Genomic DNA, 16,598 nt, shown 5'->3' with positions numbered 1-16,598 from the left:
GGAAGGAACGCATGGAACAATTTCACGCCACCACCATCGTGTGTGTGCGCCGCGGCAACCGCGTCGCGCTGGGCGGCGATGGCCAGGTCACCCTGGGCAACATCGTCATCAAGGGCACTGCCCGCAAGATCCGCCGCCTGTACCACGACAAGATTCTCGCTGGCTTCGCCGGCGCCACCGCCGATGCGTTCACGCTGCAGGAACGCTTCGAAGCCAAGCTCGAAAAGCACCAGGGCAACCTGATGCGCGCCGCGGTCGAACTGACCCGCGACTGGCGTACCGACCGCGTCCTGCGACGCCTGGAAGCCATGCTGATCGTGGCCGACGCCGAGCACACGCTGGTTCTCACCGGCAACGGCGACGTGCTGGAACCCGAGCACGGCCTGGCTGCCATCGGCTCCGGCGGCGCGTACGCGCAATCGGCCGCGTTGGCCCTGCTGCGCAACACCGACCTCCCGCCCGAGACGATCGTCAAGCAATCGCTCGAGATCGCCGGCGACCTGTGCATCTACACCAACCAGACCCACGTCATCGAAACGCTGGGCGACTGACGCCTGCCGCGCGGCGCAACCTGCGCCGCGGCGCCCTCCCAGCCCGCCCTAGCTTCAAGGATCCGCCCTCATGTCCGCATCCAACATGACGCCCGGAGAGATCGTCTCCGAACTCGACAAGTACATCGTCGGCCAGAACCGCGCCAAGCGCGCGGTCGCGGTGGCACTGCGCAACCGCTGGCGCCGCCAGCAGGTCGCCGAACCTCTGCGCCACGAAATCCATCCCAAGAACATTCTGATGATCGGCCCGACCGGCGTCGGCAAGACCGAGATCGCCCGCCGCCTGGCCAAGCTGGCCAACGCGCCGTTCATCAAGATCGAGGCCACCAAGTTCACCGAGGTGGGCTACGTGGGCCGCGACGTGGACACCATCATCCGCGACCTGACCGAATACTCCATCAAGCAGACCCGCGAACTGGAAATGCGCCGCGTGCGCACCCAGGCCGAGGACGCCGCCGAAGACCGCATCCTGGACGCGCTGGTTCCGCCGCCCCGCGGCGCCTCGGGTGAGCCCCAGCGCGGCGAGGACAACAGCGCCCGCCAGACGTTCCGGAAGCGCCTGCGCGAAGGCCTGATCGACGATCTGGAAATCGAGATCGAAGTCGCGCAGACCGTGCCGCAAATGGACGTCATGACGCCCCCCGGCATGGAAGAAATGGCCGAGCAGTTGCGCGGCATGTTCGCGGGCATGGCGCGCGACAAGAAAAAGCCCAAGAAAATGAAGGTGCGCGAAGCCTTCAAGCTCATCGTCGACGAAGAAGCCGCCAAGCGCGTCAACGAAGAAGACCTGCGCAGCGTTGCGATCAACAACGTCGAGCAGAACGGCATCGTCTTCCTGGACGAAATCGACAAGATCGCCGCCCGCCAGGAATCCGGCGGCGCCGATGTCTCGCGCCAAGGCGTGCAGCGCGACCTGCTGCCCCTCGTTGAAGGCACCACCGTCAACACGCGTTATGGCATGGTCCGCACCGACCACATCCTGTTCATCGCGTCGGGCGCCTTCCACCTGTCGCGTCCGTCGGACCTGATCCCCGAGCTGCAGGGCCGCTTCCCGATCCGCGTCGAACTCGAATCCCTCACCGCCCAGGATTTCGTGCGCATTCTGTCCGACACGGATGCGTCGCTGACCAAGCAGTACACGGCGCTGATGGCGACCGAGGACGTCGAGCTCGAATTCACCGACGAAGGCGTGCGCCGCCTGGCGGAACTGGCCTTCGACGTCAACGAAACCACCGAGAACATCGGCGCCCGCCGTCTGTACACGGTGATGGAAAAGCTGCTGGACGAGCTTTCCTTTGACGCCACGTCCAGCCAGGACAAGCACGTCAAGATCGACGCCGCCTATGTCAACTCGCAACTGGCCGAAGCTGCCAGCAGCCAGGACCTCGCCCGCTACGTGCTCTGACGCCCCGGGCGCCAGCGACCCGCCGCAGACGCAAAAAAACCCCGCCGCAACGCTTTGCGGCGGGGTTTTTTCTTTGGGACAGCGTCAGTTCGTGATCGCCGTCACCACGTACTTGCCGTCTTTGCGCGTAGCGGTAAACCGCACCTTGTCGCCCGCCTTGATATTGGCCAGCAACGCCGGATCGGCCTGGTAGACCAGCGACATCGCCGGCAGGTCCAGCGCCGTGATGGCATCGTGCTTGATCGTGACCTTGCCCGCCGCGGCGTCCACGCGCCGCACCTCGCCCGTGGCATCGGCCTGCTGCGCGAAAGCGACTGGCGTCGCCAGCGACACGACAGCCATTGCGGTGGCAACGGCCATGGGCGTTGCGTACTTGCCGTTAAAACCCATATGTAACCTCCCTATGCGATCCAAGCGGCCAGACGCGTAAGGCGCTCCTGCCGCTTTTTACAGTGCTAGGATACTGCGCGAATGCAACCATTCCGCCGCCAGTGCGCAACAATCCTGACGGTTGTTTGCGGGGCGGCCCTGCTTGCGGGCTGCGCTTACCGTCGGAAGCAAGCCTCCAACTCTTCTCACTGAATCAAAAAAGCCATGGCCAACCGCTTATCCGTCATTGCCACCCGCACCGGCGACGATGGCACCACCGGGCTTGGGGACGGATCCCGAATCCCCAAGGACGCCCCGCGCATCGCCGCCCTGGGCGATGTGGACGAACTGAACAGCGTCATCGGCCTGCTGCTCACTGAAACCCTGCCGGAGGACGTGTCCGCCGACCTGCTCACCATCCAGCACGACCTCTTCGACATGGGCGCGGAGCTTTGCATTCCCGGCCATGCCGCGATCACCCAAGCGCAGGTTGCTCATCTGGATGCGCGGCTCGCGCACTACAACGCGGCGCTGCCGCCGCTGCGCGAGTTCATCCTGCCCGGCGGCTCGCGACCGGCAGCAGTGGCGCACATGGCGCGCACGGTGGCCCGGCGGGCTGAGCGTGCGGTGGTGGCACTCGCGGAGGTGGAAAGCGTGAATGCGCCGGTCCGGCAGTACCTGAATCGGCTGTCGGATCTCCTGTTCGTGGTGGCGCGCTTCCTCAATAAGGCGACTGGTAAAGGGGACATATTTTGGACCAGCCCAGTCGCCCGTAAGGCCACGTAACTCCTGCGTGAATTTGCAAGGGCAAAATTGTGGCCTCTTTCTATGCCGTTGTGACCACCTCGTTTTGACAAACGCTTTGTTTCACTTGTTTGAAGGCGTCATGACAGTTGCGGCATAATTGAGGGTTAACGAGCGGGTTCGCGCACCGCGCTCATCGCTCAAGGACTATATAAGAATGAGTATTATTGTTACCGGCGGAGCGGGCTTTATCGGCTCCAACTTCGTACTCGACTGGTTCCTGGAATCCAATGAGCCCGTTGTGACGTTGGATAAGCTCACCTATGCGGGCAACCCGGACAACCTCGCTACGCTTAAAGGCAATCCCGCTCACAAGCTGGTTCAGGGAGACATCGGCGACTTTGAACTCGTCAGCCAACTGCTCACAGAGCACAAGCCGCGCGCCGTCCTCAATTTCGCCGCGGAATCGCACGTGGATCGCTCGATCCACGGTCCGGGCGAGTTCATTCAGACCAACATCGTTGGCACCTTCCAGCTGCTCGAAAGCGTGCGCGCGTACTGGAATGCGCTTCCCGACGATGATCGCGCGGCGTTCCGCTTCCTGCACGTCTCCACCGATGAAGTCTACGGCTCGTTGAAAAAGGACGATCCCGCCTTCAACGAGACCAACCGGTACGAGCCCAACAGCCCCTATTCGGCCAGCAAGGCAGCCAGTGATCACCTAGTTCGCGCGTATCACCATACCTACGGCCTGCCCGTGCTCACGACCAATTGCTCCAACAATTATGGTCCGTACCATTTCCCCGAAAAGCTGATCCCGCTCGTGATCCACAATGCGCTGGCTGGCAAACCGTTGCCTATCTACGGCAACGGCCAGCAGATCCGCGATTGGCTGTACGTGAAGGACCACTGCGCAGCGATCCGCCGGGTGCTGGCCGACGGCAAGCTGGGCGAAACCTACAACGTAGGGGGCTGGAACGAAAAGGCCAACCTCGACGTCGTCCACACGCTTTGCTCGCTACTCGACGAGCTCAGCCCTCGTGCCGATGGTCAGCCGTATAAGAACCAGATAACGTTCGTCAAGGACCGGCCGGGTCACGATCAGCGATACGCCATTGATGCGTCGCGCCTGGAGCGGGAATTGGGATGGAAGCCGGCGGAAACCTTCGAATCCGGCATTCGCAAAACCGTTGAATGGTATTTGGCTAACCAGGATTGGGTCGCGAACATCACCAGCGGCGCTTATCGCGACTGGGTGAACACCCAGTACGACGGCTGAATGTGCCAACGGCTTGCGCTCCACCCGGATCGCGGCCTCCTGCAATCATGAGCGCTTCCCCAATTTACTTCCCGTACCCATTCGTTGAGCAGTGGGCAACAGCGTTTCCCTTCAATCGCATTCTCTCGCGGATGGCACGATGAGCCAGAACGTCGCTATCCTCCTCTGCACCTATCAAGGTGGCCAGTACCTTGCAGAACAGTTGGATTCCTTCGCCTCACAATCGCACCGGGAATGGAGCGTTTGGGTATCGGACGACGGTTCCCAGGACAACACGCAAGAGGTGCTCAAATCGTACCAACAGGCTTGGGGACCAGAACGCCTTTTTGTCCGCGCGGGACCACGCAAGGGCTTTGCCGCGAACTTCCTGTCTCTTGTCTGCCGCGACGAAATCGCTGCTGATTATTACGCAATGTCAGACCAAGACGACATATGGCATGCTGACAAGCTTGAACGGGCTGTCCGCTGGCTCAAAACTGTCCCCGCTGACGTCCCGGCGCTATATTGCACCAGGACCGAGCTGGTGGACGAAGCAGGCGGAAAACTTGGATACTCGCCCTTGTTCACGCGCCCGCCGTCCTTCAAGAACGCCTTGGTGCAGAACGTGGCAGGCGGCAATACCATGGTCTTCAACAACGCCGCACGCGGGTTGTTGAAGTCGGCCGGCGCCGACGTTAAGGTTGCAGCCCACGATTGGTGGGTGTACATCGTGGTGAGCGGATGCGGCGGCCAGGTGTTCTACGACCCCATTCCTTCATTGCTTTATCGGCAACATGCGGAGAATTTGATCGGCGCCAACACCGGCTTTGGCGCACGCCTTCAACGGATTGGCAAGCTGTTCAAGGGCCACTTGAAGGCATGGACAGACCAGCACATCGTTGCCATGCGGCCCATCATTTCCAGCCTGTCGCACGACAGCTCGTCCACCTTCGAGCGGTTCACCTTGGCGCGTCAACGCAGTTTGATCCCTCGCGTCTTCGGAATATGGCGATCTGGGATCTATCGACAGACTCCGCTCGGCAACCTCGGGCTGCTGATCGCAGCGATTCTCAATAGGATCTAGGCTCGTTATGAAGATTCTTCTATTGGGCAAGACCGGACAAGTCGGAAGTGAGCTGCATCGCACCCTGCTCCCGCTCGGTGAGTTGATCACGTTAAGCCGCGCAGAGGCGGATCTTGAAGTTCCGGCAAGTCTGATCGATGTGTTGGCAGCGCATTCACCGGACGTGATCGTGAATGCGGCTGCCTATACCGCGGTTGACAAGGCGGAATCAAATACGCAAACGGCGCATGCAATCAATGCAGAGTCTGTGGCGGTGATCGCTCAATACGCAAGATCACGCGGCGCGTTGCTGGTGCATTACTCCACTGATTACGTTTTTGACGGCGCCAAAACCGCAGCCTATGAACCCTCGGATATTACCAATCCGCTAAGCGTCTACGGTCGCACGAAACGCCAAGGCGAAGAGGCCATTGTGGCCAGCGGCTGCCCGTTCCTGATTCTTCGGACGAGCTGGGTGTTCTCGGCGCATGGAAGCAATTTCGTCAAGACAATACTGCGCTTGGCGAAGGAGCGCGACGAGTTGCGCATCGTCGCGGATCAGCACGGCGCACCCACGTCGGCGGAATTGATCGCCGACGTAACCGCGCTGGCTATTGCGGGATTTCGCCAGGGGCTGTGCAAGAGCGGCATCTATCATCTGACCGCCGCCGGCCGAACCACATGGCACGGCTTTGCGCGCCATATCGTGTCCCGCGCAACCGCGAACGGCGCGGCAATCAAGGCAAACTCCGAGAAGATTCATCCGATTCCCACGGACGATTACCCCCTGCCGGCACCCCGCCCCAAAAATTCCTGCCTGGACACGTCCGCGCTGAGCGAAGCGTTGCTACTACAGTTTCCCGACTGGACCGTTCATGTGAACCGAACCGTGGATCAATTGACTACATCGATGGAGTATCCCCTATGAACCGCAAAGGCATCATTCTGGCCGGAGGCTCCGGCACGCGATTGCACCCGGCCACGCTGGCCATTAGTAAACAGCTATTGCCGGTTTACGACAAGCCAATGATCTATTACCCGCTCAGCACTTTGATGCTGACGGGAATTCAAGACATCTTGATTATCTCGACGCCGCAAGACATTCCGAGATTCCAGCAACTTTTGGGTTCCGGGGAGCAGTGGGGCCTTAACCTTCAATATGCGGTCCAGCCCTCCCCAGACGGATTGGCGCAAGCGTTCATTATCGGTGAATCGTTTCTCGACAACTCGCCTTCGGCGCTTGTACTCGGGGACAACATTTACTACGGCCATGACTTCGCAAGCTTGCTGAGCAGCGCCAACGAGCGAACGACGGGCGCCAGCGTATTTGCTTACCATGTCCACGACCCAGAACGGTACGGCGTGGCGGAATTCGACTCCGAGGGAAAAGTTCTCTCCATTGAGGAAAAACCTAAGACGCCAAAGTCGAATTACGCGGTGACCGGTCTGTACTTCTATGACAACCAGGTCGTCGACATCGCGAAACGCATAAAGCCATCCCCGCGCGGCGAACTTGAAATTACCGATGTGAATCGCGTCTACCTGCAGCAAGGAAATCTCTCCGTGGAAATCATGGGTCGGGGATATGCCTGGCTGGATACCGGTACCCATGAATCCTTGTTGGAAGCAAGTCAATTCATCGCGACTTTGGAGAATCGCCAAGGTCTGAAAGTGGCATGCCCCGAAGAGATCGCCTATCGCCAGGGATGGATCACTGCGGAGCAACTGGATGGATTGGCTACGCCCCTCCAAAAGACCGGCTATGGCCAATACCTGAAGCGCCTCCTCCTCGAAAGGATCTACTGATGAGAGTTTCCTCTCTAGAAATTCCAGAAGTTAAGGTTATTGAACCCAGGATTTTCCAGGACGCGCGCGGATATTTCTTTGAGAGTTTCAATCATCGTCAATTCGAGACGGTCATTGGCCAGAGGGTCGAGTTCGTTCAGGACAATCAGTCCCTGTCCATGAAGAATGTCTTGCGGGGACTTCACTATCAAATCGAAAATACCCAGGGAAAACTCCTGAGGGTCATATCAGGTGAAGTGTTTGACGTCGCAGTTGACATTCGCAGATCGTCGCCGACATTTGGCCAGTGGGTCGGAGAGAATTTGTCTGCGGATAACAAGCGGCAATTATGGATCCCGCCAGGTTTCGCTCACGGGTTTCTGGTCCTGTCCGACTCGGCGGAAGTTTTGTACAAGACTACGGACTATTACGCGCCCCAGCATGAACGCTGCATCGCGTGGAACGACGAATCGCTAAATATACGATGGCCGCTTCGCGCCCCCCCGATACTGTCGAAATCCGACGAGCTGGGTAAGCCTTTAATAACCGCGGAACTATTTAAATGAGTTCAATCTTCGTGACCGGCGGCGCAGGCTACATCGGCACCCACACGTGCTTGGAATTGTTGCGGGCCGGCCATAAGGTTTTTGTTTACGACAATCTGTCGAATAGCAGCCGTCTGGGACTTGAACGTGTTGAGCGTATTGCCAACGCGGATATCCAATTCATGGAAGGCGACATTCGCGACGCAAGTGCGTTGACGCGCGCACTTCACGAAAGCCAATGCGATTCGGTGATCCATTTTGCGGGATTGAAAGCTGTCGGCGAATCCGTTACGAATCCCTTGACTTACTACCACAACAACGTTGTGGGCACCTTTACACTGCTGACTGCGATGCAGACCATCGGCGTGAAAAAGCTGGTTTTCAGCTCTTCGGCCACTGTCTATGGTGAACCGGTATCATTGCCCATTGATGAAGCGCATTCTTTATCGGCAACCAATCCGTATGGCCGCACCAAACTGATCGCTGAAGACATGCTGCGTGACCACTTTCGAGCGTCACCGGATTGGAACGTAACCATTCTGCGTTATTTCAATCCTGTCGGTGCCCACGAAAGCGGCTTGATCGGTGAAGACCCAAAGGATACGCCGAACAATTTGATGCCATACATTGCTCAGGTGGCGATCGGGCTTCGCGAGAAATTGAATATCTGGGGCAACGATTATCCCACCCCTGACGGAACAGGCGTGCGTGATTACATACACGTCGTTGACCTCGCGATTGGGCACGTAAAGGCAATTGAAAGGGCGGCGCCGCCGCAATGCATCGAGTTGAATCTCGGAACCGGCCGTGGTTATAGCGTCCTAGAGGTCCTGCGCGCGTTTGAGCAGGCGAGCGGCAAGACCATCGCGTACGAATTTTTACCTCGAAGACCTGGTGACGTCGCCGCTTGCTACGCCAGCACCCGCCATGCCGAGTCAATACTGCAATGGCGCGCCGAACGAAACTTGGCAGCCATGTGCGAAGACCACTGGCGCTGGCAGCATCGCAACCCTGCCGGGTACGCTTCAAACAACGATTTCGCGAGTGAAAATGCAACGGAATAGCGGCTCCCCGGCTTCACTGACCAAGAGTCTTTGGAGCAATCGCGGCCTGATCAAAGCTCTGGTTAAGCGGGACGTGCTTGGCCGGTACAAAGGATCCTTCCTCGGGATCGTTTGGTCCTTTTTCAATCCGGTGTTCATGCTGCTCGTGTACACATTCATGTTCAGCGTGGTGTTCAAAGCCCGTTGGCCTGGCGGAAGCGAATCAAAAACTCAGTTCGCGATAATTTTGTTTGCGGGTCTGATGGTGTTCAACCTGTTTGCCGAAGTGATCAACAGAGCGCCAAGTCTTATCCTGTCGAATACGAACTACGTCAAAAAGGTGATATTTCCCCTGGAAATTCTGCCTGTCGTCGCCCTAGGCGCTGCGCTCTTTCATTTTCTGATCAGCATGAGCGTCTGGTTGCTTTTCTATCTTATTTTTCTAGGCATACCGCCAGCTACCGCACTCCTTTTACCCATAATCTTGTTCCCACTGCTGCTTTTCACCCTTGGGATAACTTGGATTTTGGCGTCCCTAGGCGTTTTTTTGCGTGATGTGGGACAGGTGATTAGCATCCTGACCATGGCCCTGATGTTTCTATCCCCGATCTTCTACCCGATCTCCGCGCTGCCTGCACAGTATCAGGAGTTCATGGTGATGAATCCAATGACTCCTGTGGTCGAGGCGGTTCGAAACGCCCTGATCTGGGGCAAGGCTCCCGACTGGTTGCTCTACAGCGGTTACACGCTCATAGCTGCCATGATCGCGTGGCTGGGATTTGCATGGTTTCAAAAAATGCGAAAGGGATTTGCTGATGTCCTCTGATACTGCAATCACGGTTGAGAACCTCAGCAAATGCTATCAAATCTATTCCTCGCCGCGGGATAGGCTGAAGCAGTTTTTCATCCCTCATCTGCAACGCGCGGTGGGAAAGCCGCCGAGCCATTACTTCAACGAGTTCTGGGCACTTCGAGACGTATCGTTCGAGGTCAAGAAGGGCGAAAGTGTTGGCATTCTTGGACGTAACGGATCCGGCAAATCCACCCTTTTGCAGATGATCTGCGGCACGCTTTCCCCAACGGCGGGCAGCGTTCAAACGACCGGCCGTATTGCTGCGTTGCTCGAACTGGGCTCAGGTTTCAATCCTGAGTTTTCTGGTCGAGAGAACGTTTACATGAATGGAGCCCTGCTTGGACTAACCAGCCAACAGATAGATGAAAGATTCGATGCCATCGCCTCGTTCGCGGATATCGGTCAGTTTATCGATCAGCCCGTCAAGACCTATTCGAGCGGCATGTTGATTCGGTTGGCTTTCGCCGTTCAGGTTCAAGTCGAGCCCGATATCCTCGTCGTTGACGAAGCGCTGGCTGTGGGCGACGCGCTTTTCCAAAAGCGATGTTTCCGGCGCATCGAGAAGCTGGTAGCCGATGGAACGACTTTGCTTTTTGTGTCTCACGACCAGGAAAGCGTTCGGACGCTCACCAGTCGCGCCCTCCTCCTCAAGCAAGGTCGGACCGTCACCTGGGGCAAGTCGTCGGACGTGGTCCTGGAGTACCGACGGCAGCTGCACGACGAAGAATCGTCGTACTTCACGGCAGCCACGAAACAACTCGCGGCCAAGGCCCAGGCTGCGGTGACGCCTGCAGCGACGGGAGATGGCTCCGATCGATCCGACGAGCAAGCCCATACCTCGCCTGCGGAGACGGCACGCTCCGACAAGCTTACGTTTGGGGATGGCGAGGTCAGAATCGTCAAAGTGGAGACATTGAATGGCGAGGGGCAAGAGTCGACTGTGTTCTTCCCGGGCGACGCGCTTCGCATTCGGATTTCGTGCGAGGTCTTAAGTCCCATTTCCAACCTGAATGTTGGCGTGAGAATCAGGAACAAGGAAGGCATCAAGATTTACTCTTGGGGCACACTTAATCAAGACATGCGGTTAAGAAATTCGGCCGCCAGCACTCCACTATTCTGGGACCAGAAGTTCTCCGCGGGCGAGACATTTGCGGTTGAACTGTCGTGTGACTCACCGTTGGGGATGAATCTGTATGAGATTCAGGCAACAGTAACGTTTGAAGAAACGCCGGACTACATGGGACAACGCATGTTGCATTGGATCGACGAAGCCGCTTTCTTCCAAATTTTGATGAATCGCGATGAAAACTTCTTTGGTGGGGTCGCGGATTTGAGGATGAATGCATCGTGGTAAATAAGATTTCACCCCACTCGGAAGTACCCGACCGCGAGCCGACCGTACTTGGCGGAATTGAGCGTGTAATCCGTACATGCGGAATGTCGAAGATATTATGCCTTGGCCGGTCCAGTTCAGCTCATGTGACGGCACTGCTGAAACACGGTGTGGATGCTGTCGGCTTTAGCGAGTCCACGGCGACGGCGCAGGGCGCCGACGGTCAGATAACTGGCGGGAACTTGTCTGGATCGGTCACTCAGTTGCCGTTTCAGGACGCCGAATTCGGCACCGTTCTCATCGTCGACTGCCTGGAGTACGTGCATACTGGGAAAGTCGAGCAGGCACTATCCGAAATTCGCCGCGTGGCGCAGCGTTATGTCTGGTTGCAGGTGGCAACGACTGCGGCCGCGCAGGATCCCGCGCGCTTGACCGTTCAAGATCGCGCATGGTGGGAACGCCTTTGCTTCGAAGCCGGTTTCCGGAAGCATCCAGCCTACTACGCTGTGAATGATTATGAAAGCCTGAATAGTGACGGCGCTTCGATCTGCATATTGTTGGAACGCATGCCCGCAGCAGCTGAAGCCGCATATCCGCTGTCATCGCTGGATGAAGAGCGCAGTCTGCACATGGATATGTTTCGAGACACGGGCACTCGATCAGATGCTCACGTCGGACGATATCATTTCGCCTCCAAATACATCAGGCCCGGTGATGTAGTTCTCGATGCCGCGTGTGGACTCGGGTACGGCACGTATACTTTGAAAGGCCTGACGGCAGCGTCGTCCTTCAGGGGTATCGACGGTAGCACTTCCGCAATCGATTATGCCAACGCCTGCTATAGCGTAGACCAGACCATTACCTTTTCGGAAGGCTTTCTACCCGAATGCCTGTTCGACATCCCGGACAACAGCGTGGACGTTGTCGTTTGCTTTGAAACGTTGGAACACGTGGAGCGTCCGGCTGACCTCTTGAAGGAGTTTCACCGCATTCTGACTCCTGGAGGCAGAATCATATCGAGCGTTCCCAATGACTGGAGTGACGAGACGGGAGAAGATCCCAACCCGTATCATTTCCACGTTTACGATATTCCGAAATTCACCTCCCAGATGGAAGGCTGTTTCGAAATCGAACATCTGTTCGGCCAGACTGCAGACAGGGTGAAACTAGCAAACGGACGATGCGAATGGGAAAGGCGCCCGCGTCAGCTTCGCGAAATTGCCCTCGACGAAACAGAGGGCGTCGAATCTGAATGGCTGTTGGCGATTGCCGCCAAATCCCCAATCGGAGGTGAGGACGTCCCGTACGTTGACAAGGGTTACACCTCTGAAGAGCGGGTAACGACGGGGAATGCCTTGGCATTTTCTCGAGATTACGAAAATCCATGGCTGATTCGAAGCCTGGTTGCTCTGGGTTCTCGGACATCCAATGGTCGTCTGCGTGAAAAGTGGGCCCGCCAAACGTTGATCAAGGCCTCGTCGGATAGCCCCGATGCGGGAGCAGCCCTTTGTATACTCGCGTATCTGGCTCTGAATCGAGAAATCGTCCTTGACGATGCTGATGGCGAAGCAATCAAACGATACATCGCCGATGGACAAGCGTCGAGCAACCCAAGCGTCCTGCGCTGGCAAGTTTCCCTTGCGTACGTTCAAGGGCTGCTTTCGCTGAGCGTTGGCGACCGCAACGGTGCGAAAGAATATCTTCGATGGGTGCTTGATGCGGACGTGGCAAGCTTCAGCGTTACGTTGTTGACTAAGCCCGCCCAGGCTGGATATTTGCTCGGGCTATTGGAAGCTGTGGACGGCGACCTCGCCGCGGCTCGCCAGACTTGGCGGCAAACCGCTGTGGACGTACAAGGTGCCATGGCGCAGTACTTTTCCGCGCCTCATCTAACACCCGCGCCGTTCGTCCTGCGCGAAACGGCGGCCGCGATGTTGTTCTGTGGCCGAATACTGGCTGCGGACAAGCATTCGGACAGCCTGAACTCAGCGCCTGCGGCCTTCTTCGATAATGCAGCAAACGACTACTTGTCCGAGATCGAGCGCTTGACCGCGCTCGCTCTCAAGTTTGAATACCAGCTTGTCGCAGAATCTCGGGAGAATGGTCGTGCGCTAGCGTCGCAGGCCCACCAGTTGGCCGAGATTCAAAAGTATGTGGTTGCTTTGGAGCAAAGCCGTAACGAGCAGAAGCTACAGATGGCCGAGCTGCGCCAATATATTTCCGACCTTGAAGAAAACCAGTCCAGGCTGACGCAAGAATTACAGAAACGATAGGCTGCGCAACTCTAGCGGCGGCGAATGTTTTACTTTTTCCGAGCGTCTCGGGTTCGATGTAGACGGGAACATTCATAATAATAGGATTAACCATAAATGAAGAGTCTAAACGTTTGGATTGTGACGTCCGAATTCCCACCCATGTACGGCGGCGGAATTAGCACCTACTGCCGCGAAGCTGGCATGGCATGGGCTGAGTCCGGGCATTCGGTTACCGTGTTTACGCGGGCGAACCCTGGACAAACTGAAATCAGCGAAGAATCGCTGCAAGAACGGTTTGGGCTCGTTCGCGTTCCAGTCGTGGCTGCTCCGAAATTGCAGGCTGCACTCGGTTACTGGCATTTGATGTCTTATTGCATTGCCGACGAAATCATCCGTCGAATCAAGACATCGGGAATAACGCCCGACATGATCGAGGTTCAGGACTATGGCGCAATGGCGTATTTCCTGTTAAAGCGAAAGCTGGCTGGCGCGCCTGAATTGACTTGGACCCGTATCGTCATCTATTCCCATACGCCCGTTTTCGAGCTCGCCCAGGTCAACCAGGAACCGTCATATCTCTTTCCCAATTACTGGTTGGGCCAGTGCGAGAAATTTTGCCTGCGGGCGGCCGATGCTGTGCTTAGCCCCTCTGAGTTCCTGAAAGGGAAGATTCAGCAGCATACTGACAAACCCATCGAAGTCATCCCCTACCCGCACTTTCAAACTGCATCTGAACCGTCTTGCAAACGGGAAGACGTCCCGGAGTTTGACTGCATTTATCTGGGAAGACTGGAATACCGTAAAGGTGTAGTGCAACTTCTAAGCGCTTTCAAGACGCTTTGGGAGGCCGGGCACAAGATTCGCCTGCGCATGGTGGGGGGTGATACCCATTGGTCGCCCAAGCAGATCAGTATGAAGACATATATCCAAAACAGATATTCGTCTTTCATCGATCAGGGCCTGCTCACCTTGTCTGAGCCAGTTCCCACGGACCAACTCCCTGCGATTTTTGCTTCGGCCCGAGTCGTTGTGGTGCCGTCGATATACGAAAACTATCCATATGTCTGCATGCAGGCCATGGAACTGGGAATGCCCGTCGTCGTCTCGAAGTCCGGAGGTCAGGCCGAAATGGTTGGATCCGACTCGTCTTGCGGGTGGGTGTTCGACTGGGACCAGCCCAATAGCTTTCAAGACACTATTCAGAAAGCGCTGGCATGCTCCCCCGAGGAATTGAAGACAATTGGCGCCAATGGCCGGCTAAGAATCCGCGATGTGTGCTCGGTACCGAACTTCATCCAAAACCGGACGCAGCATCTGGCTCGCACAATCGCGCTCTCCGACTCGCGACCCGCGAAGTATCCGTTTGCGCATGAGCACGTCAAGGTGGATCGCACTGTTCCTGTTGAACAGGGCATTCCGGGCAGTGTGTCAGGGCGAATTTCAGTCGTCATACCCTTCTACAACTTGGCGGCATTCCTTCCCGAAACACTGGCCAGCGTGGCAGCCTGCGACTATGCCGATATCGAGATCGTCATTGTGAATGACGGTAGTACCGATTCGGATGCAGTTGAGCTGTTGGAGCAACTGCGTCAAACAAGTCCACATATTCGCATTCTGGACATAGAGAACGCGGGGTTGGCCAATGCCCGCAACGTGGGCGCGCGCGCGGCCACCGGCGAGTACATAGCATTCCTGGACGCGGACGATTGCGTCATGCCCACGTACTACTCGCAGTGCGCGAATATCCTGGACAAGTTTGACAACGTTTCCTTTGTTTATTCGTGGCTGAATTACTTTGGTGAGAGTGAAGGCTACTGGCTCAACTTCGACACTGAGTTCCCCTACTTTCTGGCTGCCAACATGCTCGCCGCGTTCCAGGTCGTGCGGAAAAAGGATTTCCTGGAGGCCGGCATCAATGATCAAGAAATGATGTTCGGAATGGAGGACTTTGAAGCATGGCTGCGGATGGCCAGCCTGGGGTACAAGGGCGTCTCCATTCCGGAACCACTCGTGAACTATCGCGTGCGACACAATTCCATGGCTCGGCAGTTCCGGCGGAGCACAGTTCTCTATATGTACGAGCAGATGGCCAGGAAAAATCCGGCCATCTATCAACGGTTTGGCGATGAGCTCTTCATGCTGATGAATGCGAACGGTCCGGGGTACCTCTGGAACAACCCCACCATGACGTACCCAAGCATTGGCTACATCGGGGATGGCGCGATCACTGCCGCGGAAAGCACGGCCGTTGCAACTGAATTCAGTGCTGGCGATTTGATGCGCCTGAAAGCTCTCGCATCGAGGCCGTTCATGGCAAAAATCATAAGGCTGGTACTTTCTTTCAAGGCCGACAAATGGTTCAAACGATGACCGATAACGCAACGCCCCTACGTTGCCTCGTCCTCGGTGGGCGCGGGTTCGTAGGGTCCCATCTTGTCGATGGGCTGCTCGCGGCGGGACACCGCGTTCGTAGCTTTGGACGCCTGCATACCGGCCATCACAAACCTCGTGAGAATCTCGAATATTTCGACGGAAATTTTGAAAATTCGGATGACGTGAGATCAGCGTTGGAAGGCTGCGATGTTTGCTATCACCTGATATCCACGACGTTGCCGAAGTCGTCGAATGGCGATCCTTGCTACGACATCGAAAGCAATTTGATTGGCAGCGTTCGACTGCTCACCGCGGCCGTCAGCGAGGGTGTAAAAAAGGTAATCTTCACCTCGTCGGGCGGCACGGTGTACGGAAATCCTCGGTATACCCCTATACCAGAGAGCCATCCCACCGATCCCATTTGTTCCTATGGAATCACCAAACTCGCTATTGAGAAGTACCTGGAGATGTTCCGGACCCTGCACGGGTTGGAGTACCAGGTCCTGCGTTTGGCGAATCCTTATGGGGAAAGACAGCTGACGCGAGGCAATCAAGGAGCCATTGCGATCTTTCTGGGAAAGATCATGAGAGGAGAGAGCGTGGATATTTGGGGCGACGGGTCGTCGGTTCGGGACTATCTGCATATTTCAGACGTCACACGCGCGCTAATTCGTTGCATCGAGCCGGGGCGTACCGAGGAGCGCGTTTTAAATATCGGCTCCGGGATAGGCGTCTCGGTAAATGAGCTACTGGATTCGATAGAAGCGGTCGTTGACCGGCCTGCAGAACGGAAGTATCTACCAGCCCGCGCATTCGATGTTCCCTCGAATGTGCTGGACATATCAGCGGCGCACCGTTCGCTCGACTGGTCGCCTCAAGTCGGCTTTACCGTGGGCATATCACGGTTTTACCGCTGGCTTTCGAATAACCCCCACGCTCTCTAAGCGCGCAGGGCAAGCAAACACGACTGCCACATGGGGCTGGACCAAATTCAATTTATATTTGGACCTGGGCGTCTCCA

The 16,598-nt window shown here is 56.8% G+C and carries 15 protein-coding genes; 14 read left to right on the top strand and 1 reads right to left on the bottom strand.

Annotation, left to right across the window (positions count from 1 at the left end; genetic code table 11):
- The first annotated feature begins 11 nt into the window (after positions 1 to 11).
- Both hslV and hslU read left to right on the top strand, forming a co-directional pair.
- The gene (gene hslV / locus KW836_RS04485) at positions 12 to 551 is read left to right on the top strand and encodes an ATP-dependent protease subunit HslV (protein ID WP_218342550.1); all 540 of its coding nucleotides are present in this window, start codon (positions 12 to 14) and stop codon (positions 549 to 551) included.
- A gap of 70 nt (positions 552 to 621) precedes the next feature.
- Positions 622 to 1,956, top strand: a complete 1,335-nt coding sequence (gene hslU / locus KW836_RS04480) for an ATP-dependent protease ATPase subunit HslU (RefSeq protein WP_191577590.1) — start codon at positions 622 to 624, stop codon at positions 1,954 to 1,956.
- 84 nt (positions 1,957 to 2,040) lie between these two features.
- Here the strand turns inward: hslU and KW836_RS04475 are convergent, their stop codons facing one another.
- Positions 2,041 to 2,346: a copper-binding protein gene (locus KW836_RS04475; RefSeq protein WP_218342549.1), complete on the bottom strand. Its 306-nt coding sequence runs from the start codon at positions 2,344 to 2,346 to the stop codon at positions 2,041 to 2,043.
- A gap of 204 nt (positions 2,347 to 2,550) precedes the next feature.
- On the opposite strand from KW836_RS04475, the gene KW836_RS04470 reads away from it, so the two are divergent.
- The 12 genes from KW836_RS04470 (at position 2,551) to KW836_RS04415 (ending at position 16,521) form a co-directional block, all read left to right on the top strand.
- A complete protein-coding gene (locus KW836_RS04470) occupies positions 2,551 to 3,111 on the top strand; it encodes a cob(I)yrinic acid a,c-diamide adenosyltransferase (RefSeq protein ID WP_218342548.1) in 561 nt (186 codons plus the stop codon).
- 175 nt (positions 3,112 to 3,286) lie between these two features.
- The gene (rfbB, locus tag KW836_RS04465; RefSeq protein ID WP_218342547.1) at positions 3,287 to 4,348 is read left to right on the top strand and encodes a dTDP-glucose 4,6-dehydratase; all 1,062 of its coding nucleotides are present in this window, start codon (positions 3,287 to 3,289) and stop codon (positions 4,346 to 4,348) included.
- A 139-nt stretch (positions 4,349 to 4,487) separates the two neighbouring features.
- Positions 4,488 to 5,411: a glycosyltransferase family 2 protein gene (locus tag KW836_RS04460; RefSeq protein WP_255595114.1), complete on the top strand. Its 924-nt coding sequence runs from the start codon at positions 4,488 to 4,490 to the stop codon at positions 5,409 to 5,411.
- A 7-nt stretch (positions 5,412 to 5,418) separates the two neighbouring features.
- On the top strand, positions 5,419 to 6,318 hold the full coding sequence (rfbD, locus tag KW836_RS04455) for a dTDP-4-dehydrorhamnose reductase (protein ID WP_218342546.1): 900 nt from the start codon (positions 5,419 to 5,421) through the stop codon (positions 6,316 to 6,318).
- Entirely contained in the window at positions 6,315 to 7,196 is an 882-nt protein-coding gene (rfbA, locus tag KW836_RS04450; RefSeq protein WP_175136863.1) for a glucose-1-phosphate thymidylyltransferase RfbA, read from the top strand. The genes rfbD and rfbA overlap by 4 nt, the downstream gene beginning before the upstream one ends.
- Positions 7,196 to 7,741 (top strand): dTDP-4-dehydrorhamnose 3,5-epimerase, encoded by a 546-nt coding sequence (gene rfbC / locus KW836_RS04445; protein WP_175136864.1) that lies wholly within the window; start codon positions 7,196 to 7,198, stop codon positions 7,739 to 7,741. Before rfbA ends, rfbC begins: the two co-directional genes overlap by 1 nt.
- A complete protein-coding gene (gene galE, locus KW836_RS04440; protein WP_218342545.1) occupies positions 7,738 to 8,784 on the top strand; it encodes a UDP-glucose 4-epimerase GalE in 1,047 nt (348 codons plus the stop codon). Before rfbC ends, galE begins: the two co-directional genes overlap by 4 nt.
- Positions 8,771 to 9,589 carry an ABC transporter permease gene (locus tag KW836_RS04435; protein WP_175124901.1) on the top strand — a complete coding sequence of 273 codons (819 nt, stop codon included), beginning with the start codon at positions 8,771 to 8,773 and terminating at the stop codon, positions 9,587 to 9,589. The genes galE and KW836_RS04435 overlap by 14 nt, the downstream gene beginning before the upstream one ends.
- Positions 9,579 to 10,970, top strand: a complete 1,392-nt coding sequence (locus KW836_RS04430; protein WP_175136866.1) for an ABC transporter ATP-binding protein — start codon at positions 9,579 to 9,581, stop codon at positions 10,968 to 10,970. Before KW836_RS04435 ends, KW836_RS04430 begins: the two co-directional genes overlap by 11 nt.
- Positions 10,971 to 11,053: 83 nt before the next feature.
- On the top strand, positions 11,054 to 13,222 hold the full coding sequence (locus KW836_RS04425) for a class I SAM-dependent methyltransferase (RefSeq protein WP_255595112.1): 2,169 nt from the start codon (positions 11,054 to 11,056) through the stop codon (positions 13,220 to 13,222).
- A gap of 96 nt (positions 13,223 to 13,318) precedes the next feature.
- Positions 13,319 to 15,574, top strand: coding sequence for a glycosyltransferase (locus KW836_RS04420; protein WP_218342543.1), 2,256 nt, complete (start codon positions 13,319 to 13,321; stop codon positions 15,572 to 15,574).
- Complete coding sequence (locus tag KW836_RS04415; protein ID WP_218342542.1) at positions 15,571 to 16,521, top strand: NAD-dependent epimerase/dehydratase family protein; 951 nt, start codon at positions 15,571 to 15,573, stop codon at positions 16,519 to 16,521. The genes KW836_RS04420 and KW836_RS04415 overlap by 4 nt, the downstream gene beginning before the upstream one ends.
- Positions 16,522 to 16,598 lie beyond the last annotated feature (77 nt).

Source organism: Achromobacter sp. ACM05, assembly GCF_019218915.1.
GTDB lineage: Bacteria > Pseudomonadota > Gammaproteobacteria > Burkholderiales > Burkholderiaceae_B > Achromobacter > Achromobacter animicus.
The sequence above is the reverse complement of the archived record's forward strand: the minus strand, read 5'-3'. Positions and strand labels throughout refer to the sequence as shown.

Bases quoted from the DNA above. Each gene is read 5' to 3' on its own strand.
- rfbC (WP_175136864.1), top strand. From the start codon at position 7,196: ATGAGAGTTTCCTCTCTAGAAATTCCAGAAGTTAAGGTTATTGAACCC.
- rfbD (WP_218342546.1), top strand. From the start codon at position 5,419: ATGAAGATTCTTCTATTGGGCAAGACCGGACAAGTCGGAAGTGAGCTG.
- KW836_RS04475 (WP_218342549.1), bottom strand. From the start codon at position 2,346: ATGGGTTTTAACGGCAAGTACGCAACGCCCATGGCCGTTGCCACCGCA.
- KW836_RS04460 (WP_255595114.1), top strand. From the start codon at position 4,488: ATGAGCCAGAACGTCGCTATCCTCCTCTGCACCTATCAAGGTGGCCAG.
- galE (WP_218342545.1), top strand. From the start codon at position 7,738: ATGAGTTCAATCTTCGTGACCGGCGGCGCAGGCTACATCGGCACCCAC.
- KW836_RS04430 (WP_175136866.1), top strand. From the start codon at position 9,579: ATGTCCTCTGATACTGCAATCACGGTTGAGAACCTCAGCAAATGCTAT.
- KW836_RS04470 (WP_218342548.1), top strand. From the start codon at position 2,551: ATGGCCAACCGCTTATCCGTCATTGCCACCCGCACCGGCGACGATGGC.
- KW836_RS04420 (WP_218342543.1), top strand. From the start codon at position 13,319: ATGAAGAGTCTAAACGTTTGGATTGTGACGTCCGAATTCCCACCCATG.
- KW836_RS04425 (WP_255595112.1), top strand. From the start codon at position 11,054: ATGTCGAAGATATTATGCCTTGGCCGGTCCAGTTCAGCTCATGTGACG.
- rfbB (WP_218342547.1), top strand. From the start codon at position 3,287: ATGAGTATTATTGTTACCGGCGGAGCGGGCTTTATCGGCTCCAACTTC.
- hslV (WP_218342550.1), top strand. From the start codon at position 12: ATGGAACAATTTCACGCCACCACCATCGTGTGTGTGCGCCGCGGCAAC.
- KW836_RS04415 (WP_218342542.1), top strand. From the start codon at position 15,571: ATGACCGATAACGCAACGCCCCTACGTTGCCTCGTCCTCGGTGGGCGC.
- KW836_RS04435 (WP_175124901.1), top strand. From the start codon at position 8,771: ATGCAACGGAATAGCGGCTCCCCGGCTTCACTGACCAAGAGTCTTTGG.
- rfbA (WP_175136863.1), top strand. From the start codon at position 6,315: ATGAACCGCAAAGGCATCATTCTGGCCGGAGGCTCCGGCACGCGATTG.
- hslU (WP_191577590.1), top strand. From the start codon at position 622: ATGTCCGCATCCAACATGACGCCCGGAGAGATCGTCTCCGAACTCGAC.